The sequence below is a fragment of the Confluentibacter flavum genome (assembly GCF_002843175.1).
Lineage (GTDB): Bacteria > Bacteroidota > Bacteroidia > Flavobacteriales > Flavobacteriaceae > Confluentibacter > Confluentibacter flavum.
In genome coordinates this window covers 1-18,188 of sequence record NZ_PJEO01000040.1, presented here as the reverse complement: position 1 = coordinate 18,188, position 18,188 = coordinate 1, and the positions used below count along the sequence as shown (strand labels likewise).

General features: G+C 34.9%; 14 protein-coding genes. 5 read left to right on the top strand and 9 right to left on the bottom strand.

Features of this window, described 5'->3' with window-relative positions; translation table 11 throughout:
- Positions 1–12: 12 nt before the first annotated feature.
- The 4 genes from mnmA to CSW08_RS10980 all read right to left on the bottom strand — a co-directional run bounded on the left by mnmA (position 13) and on the right by CSW08_RS10980 (position 5,775).
- Complete coding sequence (gene mnmA / locus CSW08_RS10995) at positions 13–1,200, bottom strand: tRNA 2-thiouridine(34) synthase MnmA (RefSeq protein WP_106659938.1); 1,188 nt, start codon at positions 1,198–1,200, stop codon at positions 13–15.
- Between the two features lie 199 nt (positions 1,201–1,399).
- On the bottom strand, positions 1,400–2,074 hold the full coding sequence (locus tag CSW08_RS10990; protein ID WP_106659937.1) for a toxin-antitoxin system YwqK family antitoxin: 675 nt from the start codon (positions 2,072–2,074) through the stop codon (positions 1,400–1,402).
- Positions 2,075–2,160: 86 nt separating this feature from the next.
- On the bottom strand, positions 2,161–4,056 hold the full coding sequence (gene yidC, locus CSW08_RS10985; RefSeq protein WP_106659936.1) for a membrane protein insertase YidC: 1,896 nt from the start codon (positions 4,054–4,056) through the stop codon (positions 2,161–2,163).
- Between the two features lie 78 nt (positions 4,057–4,134).
- Complete coding sequence (locus CSW08_RS10980; RefSeq protein WP_106659935.1) at positions 4,135–5,775, bottom strand: CTP synthase; 1,641 nt, start codon at positions 5,773–5,775, stop codon at positions 4,135–4,137.
- A gap of 189 nt (positions 5,776–5,964) precedes the next feature.
- Here CSW08_RS10980 and CSW08_RS10975 point away from each other — a divergent pair, with 189 nt between their 5' ends.
- Positions 5,965–7,323, top strand: coding sequence for an agmatine deiminase family protein (locus CSW08_RS10975; protein ID WP_106659934.1), 1,359 nt, complete (start codon positions 5,965–5,967; stop codon positions 7,321–7,323).
- 97 nt (positions 7,324–7,420) lie between these two features.
- Positions 7,421–8,152 carry a hypothetical protein gene (locus CSW08_RS10970; RefSeq protein WP_106659933.1) on the top strand — a complete coding sequence of 244 codons (732 nt, stop codon included), beginning with the start codon at positions 7,421–7,423 and terminating at the stop codon, positions 8,150–8,152.
- 70 nt (positions 8,153–8,222) lie between these two features.
- Here CSW08_RS10970 and CSW08_RS10965 read toward each other — a convergent pair whose 3' ends face one another.
- From CSW08_RS10965 to bshC, 5 genes are all read right to left on the bottom strand, one after another.
- Positions 8,223–8,450, bottom strand: coding sequence for a DUF3820 family protein (locus CSW08_RS10965; RefSeq protein ID WP_106659932.1), 228 nt, complete (start codon positions 8,448–8,450; stop codon positions 8,223–8,225).
- A gap of 6 nt (positions 8,451–8,456) precedes the next feature.
- The gene (locus CSW08_RS10960; protein WP_106659931.1) at positions 8,457–10,382 is read right to left on the bottom strand and encodes a PBP1 and LysM peptidoglycan-binding domain-containing protein; all 1,926 of its coding nucleotides are present in this window, start codon (positions 10,380–10,382) and stop codon (positions 8,457–8,459) included.
- Positions 10,383–10,558: 176 nt separating this feature from the next.
- On the bottom strand, positions 10,559–12,094 hold the full coding sequence (guaA, locus tag CSW08_RS10955) for a glutamine-hydrolyzing GMP synthase (protein WP_106659930.1): 1,536 nt from the start codon (positions 12,092–12,094) through the stop codon (positions 10,559–10,561).
- A 62-nt stretch (positions 12,095–12,156) separates the two neighbouring features.
- On the bottom strand, positions 12,157–13,530 hold the full coding sequence (locus tag CSW08_RS10950; protein WP_106659929.1) for a pyridoxal phosphate-dependent decarboxylase family protein: 1,374 nt from the start codon (positions 13,528–13,530) through the stop codon (positions 12,157–12,159).
- 85 nt (positions 13,531–13,615) lie between these two features.
- Positions 13,616–15,226, bottom strand: coding sequence for a bacillithiol biosynthesis cysteine-adding enzyme BshC (bshC, locus tag CSW08_RS10945; RefSeq protein ID WP_106659928.1), 1,611 nt, complete (start codon positions 15,224–15,226; stop codon positions 13,616–13,618).
- Positions 15,227–15,713: 487 nt separating this feature from the next.
- Here bshC and CSW08_RS10940 point away from each other — a divergent pair, with 487 nt between their 5' ends.
- The 3 genes from CSW08_RS10940 to CSW08_RS10930 all read left to right on the top strand — a co-directional run.
- Positions 15,714–16,964 carry a carboxypeptidase-like regulatory domain-containing protein gene (locus tag CSW08_RS10940; RefSeq protein WP_106659927.1) on the top strand — a complete coding sequence of 417 codons (1,251 nt, stop codon included), beginning with the start codon at positions 15,714–15,716 and terminating at the stop codon, positions 16,962–16,964.
- A gap of 289 nt (positions 16,965–17,253) precedes the next feature.
- Complete coding sequence (locus tag CSW08_RS10935) at positions 17,254–17,625, top strand: transposase (protein ID WP_106658087.1); 372 nt, start codon at positions 17,254–17,256, stop codon at positions 17,623–17,625.
- A 175-nt stretch (positions 17,626–17,800) separates the two neighbouring features.
- Positions 17,801–18,188: DDE-type integrase/transposase/recombinase (locus CSW08_RS10930; protein ID WP_157831465.1), on the top strand; the 388-nt coding region annotated here is incomplete at its 3' end.

Genomic DNA, 18,188 nt, shown 5'->3' with positions numbered 1-18,188 from the left:
GGTGATAGCAAGTTACGAAATTACTCCAGAACCTACTAACTCTTCATCTAAATACCAAGCAACGAACTGCCCTTCTGTTATGGCAGATTGTGGTTGTTCGAACTCCACATACAAACCTCTATCAACTTTGTATAAAGTTGATTTTTGTAATGGTTGACGGTAACGGATTCTAGCCATGACTTGCATGGTGTCATCTATTTTGAGTGCTAAATCCTCACGAATCCAATGCAACTCTTCATTAGTTACAAATAAGGCTTTCTTATATAATCCGGGGTGTTCTTTACCTTGTCCTGTGTAAATCACATTCGTATCCACATTGGTTTCAATAACAAATAAAGGTTCTGCTGTACCTCCAACGGCCAACCCTTTGCGTTGCCCTTTTGTAAAATAATGCGCTCCTTGGTGTTTTCCAACAATGGTACCATCTTCAAGATGATAATCAATTTTTTGGGTTAAATATCGAAGTTCCTCTTGCTTAGAATCAAACGTCGGTGTGCTTTTGCTATAAATGATGTTTTCTTTCGGAACTTCAACAATAATACCTTCTTTTGGTTTGAGTTGTTGTTGTAAAAAATCCGGCAACTTAACTTTACCTATAAAACAAAGTCCTTGGGAATCTTTTTTCTCTGCTGTTACCAAATCCAATTTGGTGGCAATCTCCCGTACTTGCGGTTTTGTTAACTCACCTATCGGAAACAATGATTTTGCTAATTGTTCTTGTGATAATTGGCATAAAAAATAGGATTGATCTTTATTATCGTCAACACCTTCTAACAATTGATAAATGTCTTTACCATCTTTTTGAATGGTGCCTTTTCTGCAATAATGACCCGTAGCCACATAATCGGCTCCAAGTTCCATGGCTATTTTCATAAAGACATCAAATTTTATTTCCCTATTGCAAAGCACATCTGGATTGGGAGTTCTTCCTTTTTCATACTCATTAAACATATAATCAACAATACGTTCTTTGTATTGCTCACTTAAATCAATGGTTTGAAAAGGAATTCCTAATTTATCCGCAACCAACATGGCATCGTTGCTATCATCTAGCCAAGGACATTCATTTGAAATGGTAACGGAATCATCGTGCCAGTTTTTCATAAACAAGCCAATCACTTCATAACCTTGCTCCTTTAATAAAAAGGCAGCAACGCTAGAATCCACACCTCCCGAAAGTCCTACTATAACACGTTTCATATGTAACTATCTATTGTTTTTTTTAAGGCCATATGGTATCGCCTTATTTTTGTGGGTGTTATTTTGCAAAAAACTTGTTGTTAGTGGCGATTTCATAATCCAAAATTAGGCTACAAAGATACATATATTTAAAATCAATTCCATAGTTGAAAAGCATAGCGCTCTACTATCTATCGTAATGATTCCAGTAAAAATGTTTTTAATTGGAAGTCTTTTTTTCTTTTATAAGTTTACCATTTTCATAATATTTCCAAATGCCATCCTTTTGGTCTTTTTTATAAAAACCCTCTGCTATCAATTGTCCTTTTGGATCATAAAATTTGGAAGGTCCATGCAACACCCCATCAACATACGTGTATTCTTTAATAACCACATTATCTTCTGAATACCAAACCGATATGCCGTCAAGTTTCCCTTTTTTGTAGTTTTCTTTTTGAGATACTTGTCCTGTAGTGTAATAAATAAAACGTTCACCAGTTAAATTTCCACTGTCATCAAAATGTTCTAAAGTCAGTAATTTGTTTGAATCCTTTTGATAATATTTCCACTCACCAACATACGTTTTACCATTCATTTGTCCTTCGCTTATTAACTTTCCGGTAGAAGCAAAAAAGGTCACATTAGCTTTTGTTCCAGGTTCCAAAAATTCCCTCGTTGCAGCTAAAACAGCCTTACCATTAATGTTTTGATAAAACCTAAATAAGCCTATTTCTTTCCCATGATGAAATTCACCTTCAAACCTTAGAATATTTGTACCATCAAAATTCTTTTTCCAAACACCATGTTGCTTGCCGTTTTCATCCAACTGATTAATCGTTTGTGCGGAAACCGAAAAAACCAATATTAGTAATATATAGGTAACTATGTATTTCATATTTAGAAAGTAATGTCTGATATATATAACAAATAAGCTGCCAAAATATTTTGACAGCTTATAATTAATTTAATAGTTACTATAAATTATTTTTTCTTTTGTTGAAGTTGCTTTTGCTTTTCTGCCTGCTCCATCATTTCAGCCATTTTCTTTTGAAAACGATTTTCCTTTTTAGGCTTCTTCTTATTCTCTTGAATTTGAGCATGGATTTTATCCTCATCAAGAATATAATTTTTAATAACCAAGATGATACCTATACTAATGACATTCGAAATAAAATAATACAAACTCAGCCCTGATGCATAGTTATTAAAGAAAAACAACATCATAACTGGTGAGAGATACATCATATACTTCATCATTTTCGCCATATCTGGCATGCCTTCCTGTGTTGGTTGGGACATCATTTGGTCCCCCGTGGTCAATTTCATATAGAAGAAAATGGCAAATGACGCTAATATGGGGAACAAACTAACATGGTCACCATAAAATGGGATATTGAACGGTAAACTAGCAATGGTATCATAAGACGATAAATCTTCTACCCAAAGGAAACTTTTTTGACGTAAATCGAACGCCGAAGGGAAAAATTGAAATAGTGCATAAAACACAGGCAATTGTATTAAAGCTGGCATACAACCTGCCATGGGGCTTGCCCCTGCCTTGGTTTGTAATGCCAGGGTTTCTTGTTGCGCTTTCATTTTATTGTCTTTGTGTTTCTCGCGTATAGCATCCAATTCCGGTTTTAGAATTTTCATCTTGGCCTGAGACAAGAACTGCTTATACTGAACAAAAGACATTAATAACTTGATGGCAATGGTCATTACAATAATGGCAATTCCGTAAGGTAAAAAGCCTCCCAAGAATGCAAAAAACGGAATGAACAGATATTTGTTTATCCAACCAAAAATACCCCAACCTAGTGGTACAATTTCATCTAAATTTCTATCGTATTTATTTAAAATTTTATAGTCGCTTGGTCCGTAATACCAATCCATTGATTTGTTTATCTCGCCTCCAGTAAGTTCTAAAGGCAGTGTAACAGCAAAGGCTTTGGTGTATAAGGTATCAATAGTATCATCTTTTACCAGATTTTTAGATACTAATTTTGATGTTTTAAAAGGTGAATCTGCCAACAATACAGAGGTAAAAAAGTGCTGTTTAAAAGCTATGTACGTTAACCCCTCAGCAACATCATCTGTCTCTTCTTGTTGCCCAAGATAATCATCTTTACCATCCTCATATTCAAAAACAACTTCTGTATATCTATTCTCGTATGACACACTTTTAGCATGACGATATGCTTTTAAATCCCAGTCTAAATTAATGGGTTGAGAACCATTGATAACATCACTTAAACCTTGTGAACGAATGGTGAAATCCATCATATAATCACCTTCTTTCAACTCGTAACGATACTCTAAAAATTTACTTTCAGACACTTTAAGTTTCATGGAAACAACTGTGTTGCCCCCATTTTTAGTGACTGTTGGATGAAAGTTTAAATCCTTAGTATTAAGAATTCTGCTATCAGTCGTTCCAAAATTAATATTGAAAGAGGCATTATTGTCTTTTACCAAATAAATTGGATTACCTTTGAAGTCAACATAATTCTTAAGCTTTACTTCTGAAAGATAACCACCTTTATTATTGAATTTTAAAGCCAATAAATCACTTTCTACAACCGTTTCTTCTACACTGGCCTGAGCTGCTGAATAAGCAAAAGCGCCAAATTTATTCTTTAATCCTACTAGTTTAAGAGAATCTGTAGCACCTTGAGTTGAAAAATCTTCAGTAGTTGTGACTTTGGTTTGCTCTGTATTTTTTGCTTTCTTTTCTGCTTCAACCTGTTCTTGCTTTGCTTTTTCTTGAGCTTCTAGTTCTTCTGGCGTTGGTTGATTTTGCCAAAGCATGTACATTAATATTCCGAAAATCAGGACAAATCCCAATATCGAATTAATATCTAATTTTTTTTCTTCCATGTAGTCTTAAATAGTATCTCTTAAAAAATGTCCGCTTTTAACGGAATGATAAATAGCTAAGCAATAAGTTATCCAAAATTAATGTTGTGACACCTTGGCATCTTTTTTACTTTTTTTATGCGTTAATGATGCCTTAACGAACGCCACGAAAAGTGGATGTGGACTGGCAACGGTACTTTTATATTCTGGATGGTATTGAACGCCAACAAACCATGGGTGACTAGGAATCTCGACAATTTCAACCAATTTTGTATCAGGATTAAATCCTGTAGCCATCATACCGGCCGCTTCCATTTGTGCTTTGTATGCACTATTGAATTCATATCTATGCCTGTGACGCTCTCTTATAATGTCCGTTTTATAGATTTTGCTTGCCAAACTATTGCTTTTCAATTCACAATCCCAAGCACCCAATCTCATCGTACCACCTTTGCGAGTGATTGTTTTTTGATCTTCCATTAAATCTATAATGGGGTTTGGGGTATTGGGATCCATTTCTGTTGAATTGGCATTTGAGATACCCACAACGTGTCTTGCAAATTCAATAACCGCCATTTGCATCCCTAAACATACTCCTAAAAATGGCACGTTATGTTCACGCACAAATTTTACAGCAGTAATTTTCCCTTCAATACCACGCTCTCCAAAACCTGGAGCCACCAAAACACCATCTAAATGGCATAACTTTAATTTGATGTTATCGTCATTTAAATATTCAGAATGAATGGATTCTATATTCACCTTCACTTCATTTTCTGCCCCAGCATGTATAAAGGATTCCAATATGGATTTGTATGAATCTTGCAATTCTACATATTTACCAATAAGACCAATGGTGACTTCAGTTTTGGGGTTTTTATGTTTAAATAAAAATTGATTCCACTTGGTAATATCTGGAACACTGGATTGTAATCCCAATTTTTTCAAAACCACTTTATCAAGACCTTCTTTAAGCATTAAATTAGGCACATCGTAAATGGTAGATGCATCAATAGATTGAATCACTGCTTCTTCCCTAACATTACAAAATAATGCCAGTTTTTTGCGTAATTCATTTGGTAAATGATGTTCTGTTCTACAAACCAAAATATCGGCCATTACACCGCTTTCCATAAGTGTTTTAACACTGTGCTGTGTTGGTTTTGTTTTCAATTCGCCCGCTGCAGATAAATATGGCACTAAGGTTAAATGAATAACAATACCATTATTTTCCCCTAAATCCCATCGCAATTGACGAACAGCCTCTATGTATGGCAATGACTCAATATCACCCACCGTTCCGCCTATTTCTGTAATAATAATATCATAATCCCCAGATTTGCCAAGAATTTGAATGCGATGTTTAATTTCGTCTGTAATATGGGGAACTACCTGTACCGTTTTGCCTAAAAACTCACCACGACGCTCTTTTTCAATAACACTTTGGTAAATACGCCCAGTGGTTACATTGTTTGCTTGGCTGGTTGGCACATTCAAAAATCGTTCATAATGCCCTAAGTCTAAGTCTGTTTCTGCGCCATCTTCCGTAACATAACACTCCCCATGTTCATAAGGATTTAATGTTCCTGGATCTACATTTATATAGGGATCTAGTTTTTGTATAGTTACTCTATAGCCTTGAGCCTGAAGTAATTTAGCCAGAGATGCGGCTATGATACCTTTACCTAGAGAAGACGTAACCCCACCGGTTACAAATATGTATTTTGCTTTATTTGTCATGTTGCGCTTATAAACGCAGGCAAATTTACAAAATTAAAACAGTTATTACCGAATAGTTTTTTAGTTATTTAAATGGTTCTTATTAACAATAAACTGATTTAAGATAAAGTATTGTTAAATGATTTTTTGCAGTAAAATTTTCAACTATTTTTGTGAAAATTCTTATAACCAAATCATTAGGACTTCGTTATGCCTACAGCAACATTCTTTTTCGGACAGAAGTCATTATCCAGACATAGTTTTACTTTGTTTTTAATAGCCCTAATACTATTCACAAATAATTCAATCTCACAAAACAAAGGCAATGACTTTCGTTTTCCAGCAGAATTTGAACAGCATCAGGCCGTATGGCTTAGCTGGGAAGAAGAAGATGCCACAGTACAAGCAACAATCGGAAATATTATAAAAGGCCTTTCAGGGAGGGTACCCATAAAAATCGCGACTCCAACAGCCCAAATTCAAAAATCTGCCAAAGTAACTCTGAATAAAATGGGGATAGATGTTAGTATCATACAATTCCTGATACTTCCAGGAGCAAGGCTTTGGCTTCGGGATAATGGCGCCCAATTTTTGGTAAACGATGACAAAGATATTGCTGCAGTAGATTTTAATTGGAGCAATTATGGTTATTATGATTGGTTGCTTAGTACCAGACCCCAATTAGCGCTTTACTTTTTGGCCATGAAAATGAATTCTAAAGAAAATCTGTTTAGTAATGCGGATAAAGAAATGGCTGGTCTCATGAGAGCAAGACGAATAAAATCGGAATTGGTAATGGAAGGTGGCTCACTAGAAATTAATGGCAAAGGTATTTTACTGCAATCCGAACAAGTCACTTTGCAACGTAACCCAGATTGGACCAAGGAAGACATAGAGCAAGAATACCTGAGGATTATGAATATAAAAAAAGTGATCTGGTTAAAGAATGGAACTGTAGATGACACTAGGTCCTTCATCCCAAACAACGACTATGTGTCTTTAGGAACAGGCGGACATACCGATGAGTTTGTCAGGTTTGCGGATGCCAATACCATTTTATTGGCTTGGGTGGATGAAGAAGATATTAACAAACATCCTTTAAATAGAATAAATTATGAAAGGATGCTAGAAAACTATAACATACTAAAAGACGCTACCGACAAAGATGGCAAACCATTTAGAATTATTAAAGTACCCTTGCCTACTGTGATTGAATGGACTGCGGAAATTGTAGAGAAAGCCGGCAATATGGAATATGATAAACTGGAAGCCAATAGGCTTGCTCCAGACGACGTTAGGACTATAGGGGAAAAAGTAACCCGAGTGGCATCAGTCTCCTATCTTAATTTTTTAGTGTCAAATGGTGTTATTATAAACGCGTATTATACCAATCATGGGACATCGGCAACCTATGAAGCAAAAGTAAAAGCCATATTCAAAGACGTATTTCCTAACCTAGAACAAGTTTGGATTGATGCCTTGCCACTGAACCGTTTAGGTGGAGGCATACACTGCATTACACTACAGGAACCTTTACATAAAATGCCTGAAAAATTTGTACTTCATTAAATTGAATATCAGTTAATAACACTTGATTTTATAAAATTTTTCTGCTATCTTAAATTTAAGTGAACATTGATTTATTTAAAAGTTTTAGGAAAGCAAAATGAACAACTACAAAACACTTTACTTATGGATGTTCGTCCCCATGCTGTTTATGCAATTTGGCATTTTTAGAAATTATTGGGGTGACTTTACTGATAATGCATGGTCTGTTCATATACATTATTGGACGGGTACGATTTGGTATATTTATCTAATCATTCAACCATATTTTGCTACTCATGGACAGATATCCAAGCATAGAACCAATGGGATAATAGGCATGTTCTTGGCGGGCGGTGTTTGCTTAACTGCTTTGAGTATGATGCACAGAGATATAGAGACAACTGAAAGGTCTTTGGCTAGTCCAGTTCAATTTGGACCATTCGAACCATGGTTCTTTTTTGGTGTGGCTGCTGTAGAAATTGTAATGATGTCAGCTTTCGGATATGCGGTAATTAAAAGCATCCTACACAGAAAAGAAATCGAAAATCATGCTTGGTGGCTAATTTCCACTGTATTCATCATTATGATGCCAGCCCTTGCTCGTGGAATACAAAACGTATATGTGGACATAAATAGTAACGATTGGCCAGAAATTGATATTATGCTTCCCATTTACTTTACACAAATCCTGATTATAGGAATGCTATATCTTGGGGCCTGGAAATACGGCAAGCTGAAACATCCCGATACTTACATCGCTTTAGGAGTTAATCTTTTTATATTATTATTAGAACCTATAGGGAAATCTGAAACTGTTCAACTGTTCTTAAAAATAGTAATCAAAGGGTAATTGCCCAAAAAAATAAACTAACACCATATTGAAACGTTATCGGACAACCTTAAACAACCTCTAAAAAACCTTATTTAGGATACTGCTTTTTAATAGTCCTAATCAATTCTTCCAGACCATTAAGTTTTATTTCATATATCTGCCTGAGCATATCGCCCAACTTTCCTTTTGGGAAACCTTTACTGTGGTACCAAACCACATAATATTCGGGCAAGTCTATTAAATAATGGTCTTTGTATTTACCAAAAGGCATTTTGGTATGCGCTAGTTCTATTAAAACGTTTTTATCGGGTATCAATAGTTATTATTTTACCTCAACAATATCCAAATCGTGATACTTTAACAAATAAGCTGTATCATTATAATAACCACCAATCAGTTTCTTTTTGTATGCAAATTTATTCTCCACATACTCTGTTAAAGGCGTTTCATTTACAGATAGATACATATCTTCAGACGTTACCAAACGTAATACCACATCCATAGTTAAATCAAATCCTCTAGTGGCTCTTTTGTTAGGCGTTATATTATAAACTTTGGTATAGGCATTTACAAAGGAATTATTATCACTTTCGTTATACATTTTTGAGTTTGCTGCAAATGTAAAATGAAGTGCAGATAATTCGTTGTTGTTGATATCGTCACCATCAAAAGCCGCATTTTTATTTGTTGTAGTTAAAACAATTCTTATCCCTTCATTGTTTTCTTCCCTATTGCCATTCTGCATCAATGAATTTAATAAACTAGTCACGTTAGATATAAACCCAGCATTTTTTGTCTCTAAAAAAACCAAGTTTTTACCTTGTTTTAAGTGAGCCCTAATATCCTCTACCGTTACAAAATAACTGTCTTTACCTTCTTTATTTTTTCTTGAAAATACCTGTTTCGCAGAAAAAAATTCTCTTTTAAGTTCGTTGGAAACTGCCACATTCTCGGAATCGGATATAATTACGACATTATCAACTGTGGTATCAGCTTTCACGTAATTGATAACCTTGGCTTTTAATAAATCATCTGCAGGTAACGATTGGAATTCATTATCCCTTAATTGCAAATTGGATCCAATTAAAGAAATTACAGGAACATTAAATGCTCTTAACTCAGAAGCCACTTTTTCATAACAATTGGGCGTTAACGGACCAATAACCGCATCTACACTTTTAAAATCATGGGATTGAATGATTTTAGATACTTCACTGACTTCATATCTAGTGTCATACACATCTACTTTAAGTGATACTCCTAACTTTTTCAATGAATCTATGGCCATTAAAATCCCCGAATGAAAATCTAATGATGCTTGCAAATAACGGTCTTTATTTATGCTGTTTTTTGTCCCAGAAATAGAATCAAAATCAACCCGATTCAATCTAAAAGGTAACATGACAGCTATGTGCTTTGTTTTAGAGTCCTTAATTTTCGTTGATAAATCAGTAGTGGTTCCTTCATTACCAATACCTACGGATGTAGTAAATGGAATTTTTAAGACCATCCCAACCTTTAAACCAGTCTCTTTTAAACCTGGATTTAAAGCTTCCAATTCAGCTTGTTCTAGCCCTAATTTTATTTTCAATCGGTAAAACCCTTCTTTAGGCAATACTTCATAATAACTGTACTTTTCATCTACAATTTTTTCATCTGTTTTTTCAATATTCGGAACATATATTTGTTGTCCTTCTTGAAGTGTTTCTCCCATATTAGGATTAAGCGTCTCAAGTTCCTCAACAGAAATGCCAAACTTATAGGCAATACGCCATTTACCCTCTTTAGGCTGAACCATATATGTTTTAGTGCGTTCTTCGGACGCTACTACTTGCATTTCTTTAAATACAGGTATTTGAAGTTTATCGCCTTTATTTAAAGTATTTGCATACAAAAATGTATTATGCTTTTTTATCTCATCTTCGGTAACACCATACTGCTTTGCAATACCATATAAGGTTTCCTTACGAGATGTTCTGTGGTTTTTAAAACCTTGTAGTTCTTTGGTAGTTGTTACGGTGGGTTTTACTGCTTTTGAAATAGGAATAATTAAAACCGTATTAGCTTTCAATCCTTTTTTTACTTCTGGATTTAAGCCATAAATATCAAAAGGTGTCACATAATAACGCTTAGCAATGCTCTCTATGGTTTCACCTTCTTTAACTTGGTGGGTACTGTAATTTTGTGCATAAGTTGTATTGAAACTAAAAACCAATACAAAACTGAATACGGTAAAGAATTTAATCATATAATCTATTTTAAAATGGCATTATGTTTTATAAATAACGTTCTTTAATAACTATGCATATAGCATGCCAAAGAAATAGCATACAATTTAAGAATAATTTTTTTTAAACTATTTTATATACGGATGATCTTATTAAAAAGACTGTCCATATATGTATAAATATAACTTAAAAAAAATTATTCCCACTCAATAGTGGCTGGTGGTTTTGAGCTAATATCGTAAACTACTCTATTAACGCCTTTTACTTTATTTATTATATCGTTTGATGTTTTTTGAAGAAATTCATAAGGCAAATTTACCCAATCGGCTGTCATACCATCGGTACTTTCAACAGCTCTTAGGGCGACACATTTTTCGTAAGTACGCTCATCCCCCATTACACCTACACTATTTACTGGCAACAACATAGCACCTGCTTGCCATACCTTGTCGTACAGCCCCCATGCTTTTAAACCGTTAATAAAAATAGCATCCACTTCTTGTAAAATACGCACTTTTTCGGCAGTGATATCCCCTAAAATACGAATTCCTAAACCAGGTCCTGGGAACGGATGACGTCCTAAAAGTTCAGGATCAATACCTAAAGTGGCACCTACACGTCTTACTTCATCTTTAAACAACGCCCGTAATGGTTCCACAACTTTAAGTTTCATAAAATCTGGCAATCCGCCCACATTATGATGACTTTTTATGGTTGCTGAAGGCCCACCTGTAGCCGATACACTTTCAATAACATCAGGATAAATAGTACCTTGTGCCAACCATTTGACGTCCGTAAGTTTATGAGCTTCATCATCAAAAACTTCAATAAAGGCATTGCCAATGGCTTTTCGCTTTTTCTCTGGGTCTTCTATGCCTGCAAGCGCATCCAAAAATCGGCTTGAGGCATCTACACCTTTCACATTAAGTCCCATGCCCTCGTATTGATTCAGTACATTTTCAAATTCATTTTTACGAAGCAAACCATTATTTACAAAAATGCAATATAAATTTTTTCCAATGGCTTTATTTAAAAGTACGGCTGCTACGGTAGAATCCACACCACCTGAAAGTCCCAATACTACTTTACCATCACCAACCTTTTCTCTAAGCGCTTCCACCGTTTCTTCAACAAACGATTGTGGCGTCCAATCTTGGTTAACCCCTGCAATATGCACTAAAAAGTTTTCCAATAATTGTTTTCCATGGGTTGTATGATATACTTCAGGGTGGAATTGAATGGCATAGGTTTCTTCTCCTTCAATTCGATAAGCAGCATTGGTCACATCGTTGGTACTTCCTATCAAAACACCATTTGTTGGTAGATGTTTAATCGTATCGCTATGGCTCATCCAAACTTGGCTTCCTTCATTTATTTTATTAAAAAATGGCTCATCCTTTTTTATAAAAGATAAATGGGCACGACCATATTCCCTAGTATTTGAAGGCGCTACTTCCCCTCCCGAAAAATGCGCTAAATATTGCGCGCCATAACATACCGCCAATATTGGTTTTTTGCCTCGAATATGGGATAAATCTGGATGTGGTGCATCTGCTCCTCTTACCGAAAACGGGCTTCCAGAAAGCACAACAGCATTGTATTCTGAAACTGTTTGGGGAATTTTGTTGTAGGGATGAATTTCGCAATAAATATTGAGTTCTCTAACTCTGCGGGCAATAAGCTGTGTGTATTGCGAACCGAAATCTAAAATAAGTACCTTGTTATGTTGCATGCGCAAAAATAACAATGATTTTATAATTTCGATTTAGGATTCTAAATTTTTTAAATTAATTTTTAAACCATTGAATCCAAAATTATTTTTATATCATTTTCAGTCGTATCGGGGTTTATAAAACAGAAACGTGACACGGTTTCAAAAGTGTCTTCTTTTTTCCATTTGGTCGGTGTTACCAATGCAAATCCTTTTCTATGATTTTCGTAAGTCCACTCTGTATAATCCTCAGGGTACCACCCAATTCTTCTATATAAAACACAGGACAAGCTTGGTTCCCTAACCAATTCCACATGTGGCATTTCTTCTATTAATTTACCAGCTATTTGCGCCAATTCTATACCGCGTTCCACGGCTTGTTTGTATCTATCTGTACCATGCATGGCCAACGAAAACCACAAGGGCAATCCCCTAACTCTTCTTGTTAATTGTATTTGGTAGTCAGCTGGGTTGAAACCTTGCGAGCCTTCATCTTTAAAAATATCCAAATAAGAGCCTTCTTGTTCATGTGCCCGTTTTGCCAATTCTGGATTTTTATAAATAATAGCGCCACAATCGTAGGGAGAAAATAGCCATTTATGAGGATCGATGGTAATGCTGTCCGCATCTTCTATGCCCACAAACAAATGCTTAACCGAATCCGCCAATAGCGCACCACCACCATAAGCAGCATCTACATGGAACCAAAGTTTTTCTTTCTTACAGACTACCGCAATCCCTTCTAAATCATCTATAATCCCCGCATTGGTTGTTCCGGCCGTTGCCACTATGGCAAAAAGACGTTTACGTTGATTTTCTGTTAGTGAATCAATCTTACTTTGGAGGTTGGATGCATGCATTCTATCTTCGGTTTCCACATACAACACATCGGCATCAACCACTTTTGCCATGGTTTTTACGGATGAGTGCGCCCCAATGGATGTGAGAATCAATCCTTTTTCATTTTTATTTTTTTTATTCAAACTTCGCCAATATTCCCTTGCCGTTACGATAGCCGATAGATTTGCTGCCGTTCCGCCACTTGTAAATACACCAAAGGCTCCTTCTGGTAAACCCGTTAAGGATACCATCCACTTCATGGCTTCGTTTTCACAAAAAATACCTCCAGCCCCTTCCATCCAATAAGCTCCGTGGATGCTTGAGGCCGATGTTACCAAATCGAACATAATAGCTGCTCTTGTAGGAGATGCAGGAACAAACGCTAAATGTCTGGGATGGTCTATGGACACGTTGGCATTCATTAAATGCTTCTTCCATAAGTTAAAAGCGACCTCGCCTCCAATACCTTTTTGGGTGATGGTCTCACCTACCAAAGCCTTTAATTCTTGAGCTGTTTTTGGATGACCTATATGGCGATTGGAAGCAGAAATCCTATCAATGGCATATTTCATAACATCCATGGTCATTTCCACCAATTCAATATCTATTTTATGCATGGTTTTTTACAAATAAATTTGACTTTAAATTTGTATAAATTTAGTGATTAACTACCAGATTATTGGAAATTTAAGACTTCAATAGTTATAGTGTTATAACCAGAAACTCACTTCTTAAAGGTTGTAAATTTTTGATAAGGCTAGGAATAAGTTCCTCGCCGTACTCTAAATAAAATTCAGAGAAATTAGTGTTTCGCTCTTGTAAGCCTTGATTGGGAAATAAGTCGTTTTGAAGCTCGGTCATTCTGGAAACTTGTTCTGACAATTTCTTTTTTTGAGCTTTCAACAAACGTTTTTCAAGATTTTCAAGTCCCTTTATTTGCTTGACTTCTTGAGCTTTTACAGCTCCTAAAAATGACTTATCCGTTTGTTCTGCAAGTTTATATAACGCTTCAAACTCTTGTTTTAATAATGCTTTTTGGGTTGAAAAATCAATATCAATATTGGAAATCTCCCTAACCTTTTTATTGATGAAGGCATTCCGTTTTAAAAACAAATCTTCATTGGAAATTCCTAACTTTTCCAGTTTATCAGCTTGTTTTTGGGTTTTAATCAAAACCGAATTCCTTAATAACAATATAGGAAATGGCACATTTACCTCATTAAAAAATGCCTTTAACTGCAACCAATACGCCAACTCGCCGCCACCGCCAATGTAACATAGGTTTGGCAGTATGACTTCCTGGTATAATGGGCGCATAATAACATTGGGACTAAAACGCTCAGGATGTGAGTTGAGTTCCTCTAAAATGGCTTCTTTAACCCAAGTCATGTCGGTATTAACCACACTATAAACGCCTCCTTCAAAAACAATACGCTCCCTAAAATGTTCAGTTACATAAAACAAATTAATACCTCGAGGATTTACTTGAATACCATAAGGTTGATTTGGTAAATCATTTATGAGCTCATTGGTATTGGAGACCGACTTAAATGATGTTTCGTGTACCAATTCGTTTTCCATGAATGGAATGAACCCTTTTTTTAAGTCCTTATCAGCCGCATCCAGAATCACCAAACCATAGTCCTTAAATAATTCATTCGCCAAATAGCGGGTCGCATCAGCCAAATTTGAATGTTCTAAATAAGCATTTTTGAAAAGAGACTTTAAATAATCGGCATTTTGGGTCTGTCCCAACTCTAAAGAAAACAAATCAAAAACAGCTTTTAAGCCTTCAGTGGACAAGTCGCCCACAGCACCATTTGATTCTTTTTCCCAATGGATTTTTTTCCCTTTAAAATTGAAATAATTTATTTCCTCAAAATCATGATCCTCTGTGGCCATCCAATAGATTGGCACAAAATTATAACCTGGATAGGCTGATTTTAATGTTTCGGTAAGATTAATGGTGGAAACAATTTTATATAAAAAATATAAAGGACCCGTGAATAAATTTAATTGGTGTCCTGTGGTGACCGTAAAGGTGTTATTGGATTTTAAACTTGCAATGTTTTCAACCGTCATTTCCGAAGTTTCAATCTGTGCGTATTGCTTTTTTAAAACCGATACCAAAACATGACGCTGGGATTCTGAAATAAATTTAGACTGCTCTTTTTCCTGTATTTGCTTTTTAAAATTTTCTAAAGATGGGAATCTATTATAAAACGGTTTCAACTCTGGTTTTTCATCTAAATAATCACAGATTAATGAAGAAAAATAGCCTGTTTTTTTAAATGAAATATCTTCCAATGCCATAGTTGATTTTTAAAATAATTAAGCGCATAAATATACTGTTAATACATTTTTAAATTCTAAAAATTTAGTTAAGAATTCTGGTTAAAATCCAAATCAAAAACAATTCATCATTTTCTGATTAAATATAACGGTTCCTTTATTACAGTTCTCAATATTAAAAAGAATACTTATAAATAAAACATACTTTTAAACACCCCATCAAACAAACAAACCTTTCAATTTGTTAAAACCCCTTAATTATTAGAAAGTTACACAAATATTTTGTACTTTAATAGTTGGATAAGCTATATATGATATGAAATCGCCATCAACAAAAAATTTTTCATTCAAAAACACCAATGAAAAAGAAGGCTATACCATATGACATTTAAAAAACAATAAATACACACATTTGAAATCGCCATTAATAACAAGTTTGTTGCAAACAAACATCAATGAAAATAAGGCGATAACATATGACCTTTAAAAAACTAATAATTATCTACATATGAAAAGAGATGTTTTTTTTAGAGCAGTCTGTATCCTTCTTATAAATTGCTCTCTTGTATATGCCCAAGATATTTCTTCATTTAAAGAGATAAATGGCACCGTCATTGATCAAAAAAGCAAAGACAAATTGGTGTTTGCCGATTTGGTTATTAATGGCTCGAACATTAGCACCGTTACAAATACAGACGGTGAATTTTCACTAAAAATACCCAATCATCTTTTAGAAGGCACTATAACCATCAGTCACTTGGGTTACCAAAAAATAGAACTTAGGATTTCTGAAATTTCTAATGATGAAAAAATTTATCTAGAACCCTCAATAATTCAATTAGATGAAATAAAAATTGCATCTAAATTCAAAAATGCCAAAGCCTTGGTTATGGAAACACTAAGCAAAAAGAATACGTTGTACAATGATGACAACATGTTAATGACTGCTTTTTACAGGGAAACCATCAAGAAAAGAAAAAAAAACGCTTCCTTATCTGAGGCTGTTGTTCAAATACACAAACAACCCTATAAAAACTCAAGAAATGATAATATAGAGCTTATAAAAGCAAGGAAGAAAACCGATTATTCAAGGCTAGACACCCTAGCCATGAAATTGCAAGGAGGCCCATTCAGCAATTTATATATTGATATTATTAAATATCCTGAGTATATATTTGACGTTGAAAACCTTGATTATTATAGATTTAGTTTTGGCGAATCTACTCAAATAGATAATGCCCTTGTTTACGTTGTAAATTTCGAACAAAATCCGGGGATAGAAACCCCTCTATATTATGGAAAACTTTATATAGATGCGGAAAATTTAGCACTTAAAAGTGCCGTATACAGTTTAAATGTAGAGAATAAAAAATTAGCTAGCGAGATGTACGTGCGCAAAAAACCAAGGAAAGCAGAGGTGTATCCCACCGAAGCCACATATAGGGTTAATTACAGAACCCAAAATGGTAAATGGCATTATGCCTACAGTAATATTTTGCTAACATTTAAAGTAAATTGGCAAGGAAAACTCTTTAATAGTGTTTACACTTTAAGTAGTGAAATGGCGGTAACCGATTGGAAAATTATGGACACTAAATTGGTTAAAAACAATAGCATGTTATTCCCCTCCACTATTTTAACAGAGCAGGTTTCTGGCTTTTCCGATCCCGCGTTTTGGGGCGAATACAATATTATTGAACCAGAAAAATCTATTGAAACAGCCATTGAAAAGATTAAAAAACAGCTAGAGCGCACTTAAACCCTTCATAAAATTATCTACAAAATATTCATAGGCACCTGTTTGGTATTTAGCTCAAATAGGTGACTATAATATTCTTAATCTACCCATCCAACAAACTCGCTTGAGTTAGTTAGTCATTCTTTTTGTTTAATTATTCCAAAGAAAAATTATTATTAAAAGTAATTTCCGTAAGTTTTTTAGCTATTTTTGAGAGTGTATATAATGTGGATATAGACAATTGTCTATATCCAATTGTTGTAGCACATTTTGACCCGTCCTGAAATAAGGCTACATAATTTTAAACATTATGTACAAAAATGACAAAGTAATCAGACGGTATTCGGAACCTTTTAAACTGAAAATTCTGGACGAAATCACAACTGGAAAACTTAACAAAAACCAACTAGGCAAACTTTATGGCATTGCGCCTACCACCATTAACGAATGGATCAGGAAGTACAACCGTAAGAACCTAATGAACACAAGGGTAAAAGTGGAAACAAAAGACGAGATAACACGAATCAAGGAACTGCAAAAAGAGATCGGACAGCTTAAAAAGCTACTCCTAAAAAAGGATTTGGATGCATTGGTACTGGATTCATACTTGGAAGTCGCAGCAGAAGACCTGGGCTACAAATCTGTGGCTGAACTAAAAAAAAAGCTAAGTATAAAGCCTTGATCAAAGCCAAAGAAAAAGGTAAGGGATTTGCTTCTTTAACTACTATAACCAATTTTTTGGACATAAACGCAATGCTTACTATAAGTATAAAAATAGAGCTGATAAGCGTTTAAAACTAGAACAGCAGATTATTGGGATAGTTAAGAAAAGACGCAAGTCCCTTCCAAGGGAAGGCGTGCGTAAACTTGTTAAATCCTTAGATGATGAGTTTACCAAAGCCAACCTTAAAGTCGGCAGGGATACTTTGTTTAACGTCCTTAGAAAACATCAAATGCTAACACTTAGAAAGAAATATAGCTCTAGAACAACTAACTCTTTGCACAGGTTCTATAAGTATAAAAACATCATTAAAGATATTGAGGTTACAAGACCTAACCAAGTGTGGGCCTCTGACATAACCTATATCAGAACGGTAAAAGGATTTTGTTACCTGGCGTTAATAACTGATATGTATTCAAGAAAGATTGTTGGTTATGACCTTAGTGATAGCCTGGAACTAAACGGATGCGTGAGGGCCCTTAACAAAGCTTTATATCATGCTAAAAACACAAAAGGACTCATTC

Coding starts and splice junctions, on each gene's coding strand:
- mnmA (WP_106659938.1), bottom strand. CDS start 1,200: ATGAAACGTGTTATAGTAGGACTTTCGGGAGGTGTGGATTCTAGCGTT.
- CSW08_RS10990 (WP_106659937.1), bottom strand. CDS start 2,074: ATGAAATACATAGTTACCTATATATTACTAATATTGGTTTTTTCGGTT.
- yidC (WP_106659936.1), bottom strand. CDS start 4,056: ATGGAAGAAAAAAAATTAGATATTAATTCGATATTGGGATTTGTCCTG.
- CSW08_RS10980 (WP_106659935.1), bottom strand. CDS start 5,775: ATGACAAATAAAGCAAAATACATATTTGTAACCGGTGGGGTTACGTCT.
- CSW08_RS10975 (WP_106659934.1), top strand. CDS start 5,965: ATGCCTACAGCAACATTCTTTTTCGGACAGAAGTCATTATCCAGACAT.
- CSW08_RS10970 (WP_106659933.1), top strand. CDS start 7,421: ATGAACAACTACAAAACACTTTACTTATGGATGTTCGTCCCCATGCTG.
- CSW08_RS10960 (WP_106659931.1), bottom strand. CDS start 10,382: ATGATTAAATTCTTTACCGTATTCAGTTTTGTATTGGTTTTTAGTTTC.
- guaA (WP_106659930.1), bottom strand. CDS start 12,094: ATGCAACATAACAAGGTACTTATTTTAGATTTCGGTTCGCAATACACA.
- CSW08_RS10950 (WP_106659929.1), bottom strand. CDS start 13,530: ATGCATAAAATAGATATTGAATTGGTGGAAATGACCATGGATGTTATG.
- bshC (WP_106659928.1), bottom strand. CDS start 15,226: ATGGCATTGGAAGATATTTCATTTAAAAAAACAGGCTATTTTTCTTCA.
- CSW08_RS10940 (WP_106659927.1), top strand. CDS start 15,714: ATGAAAAGAGATGTTTTTTTTAGAGCAGTCTGTATCCTTCTTATAAAT.
- CSW08_RS10935 (WP_106658087.1), top strand. CDS start 17,254: ATGTACAAAAATGACAAAGTAATCAGACGGTATTCGGAACCTTTTAAA.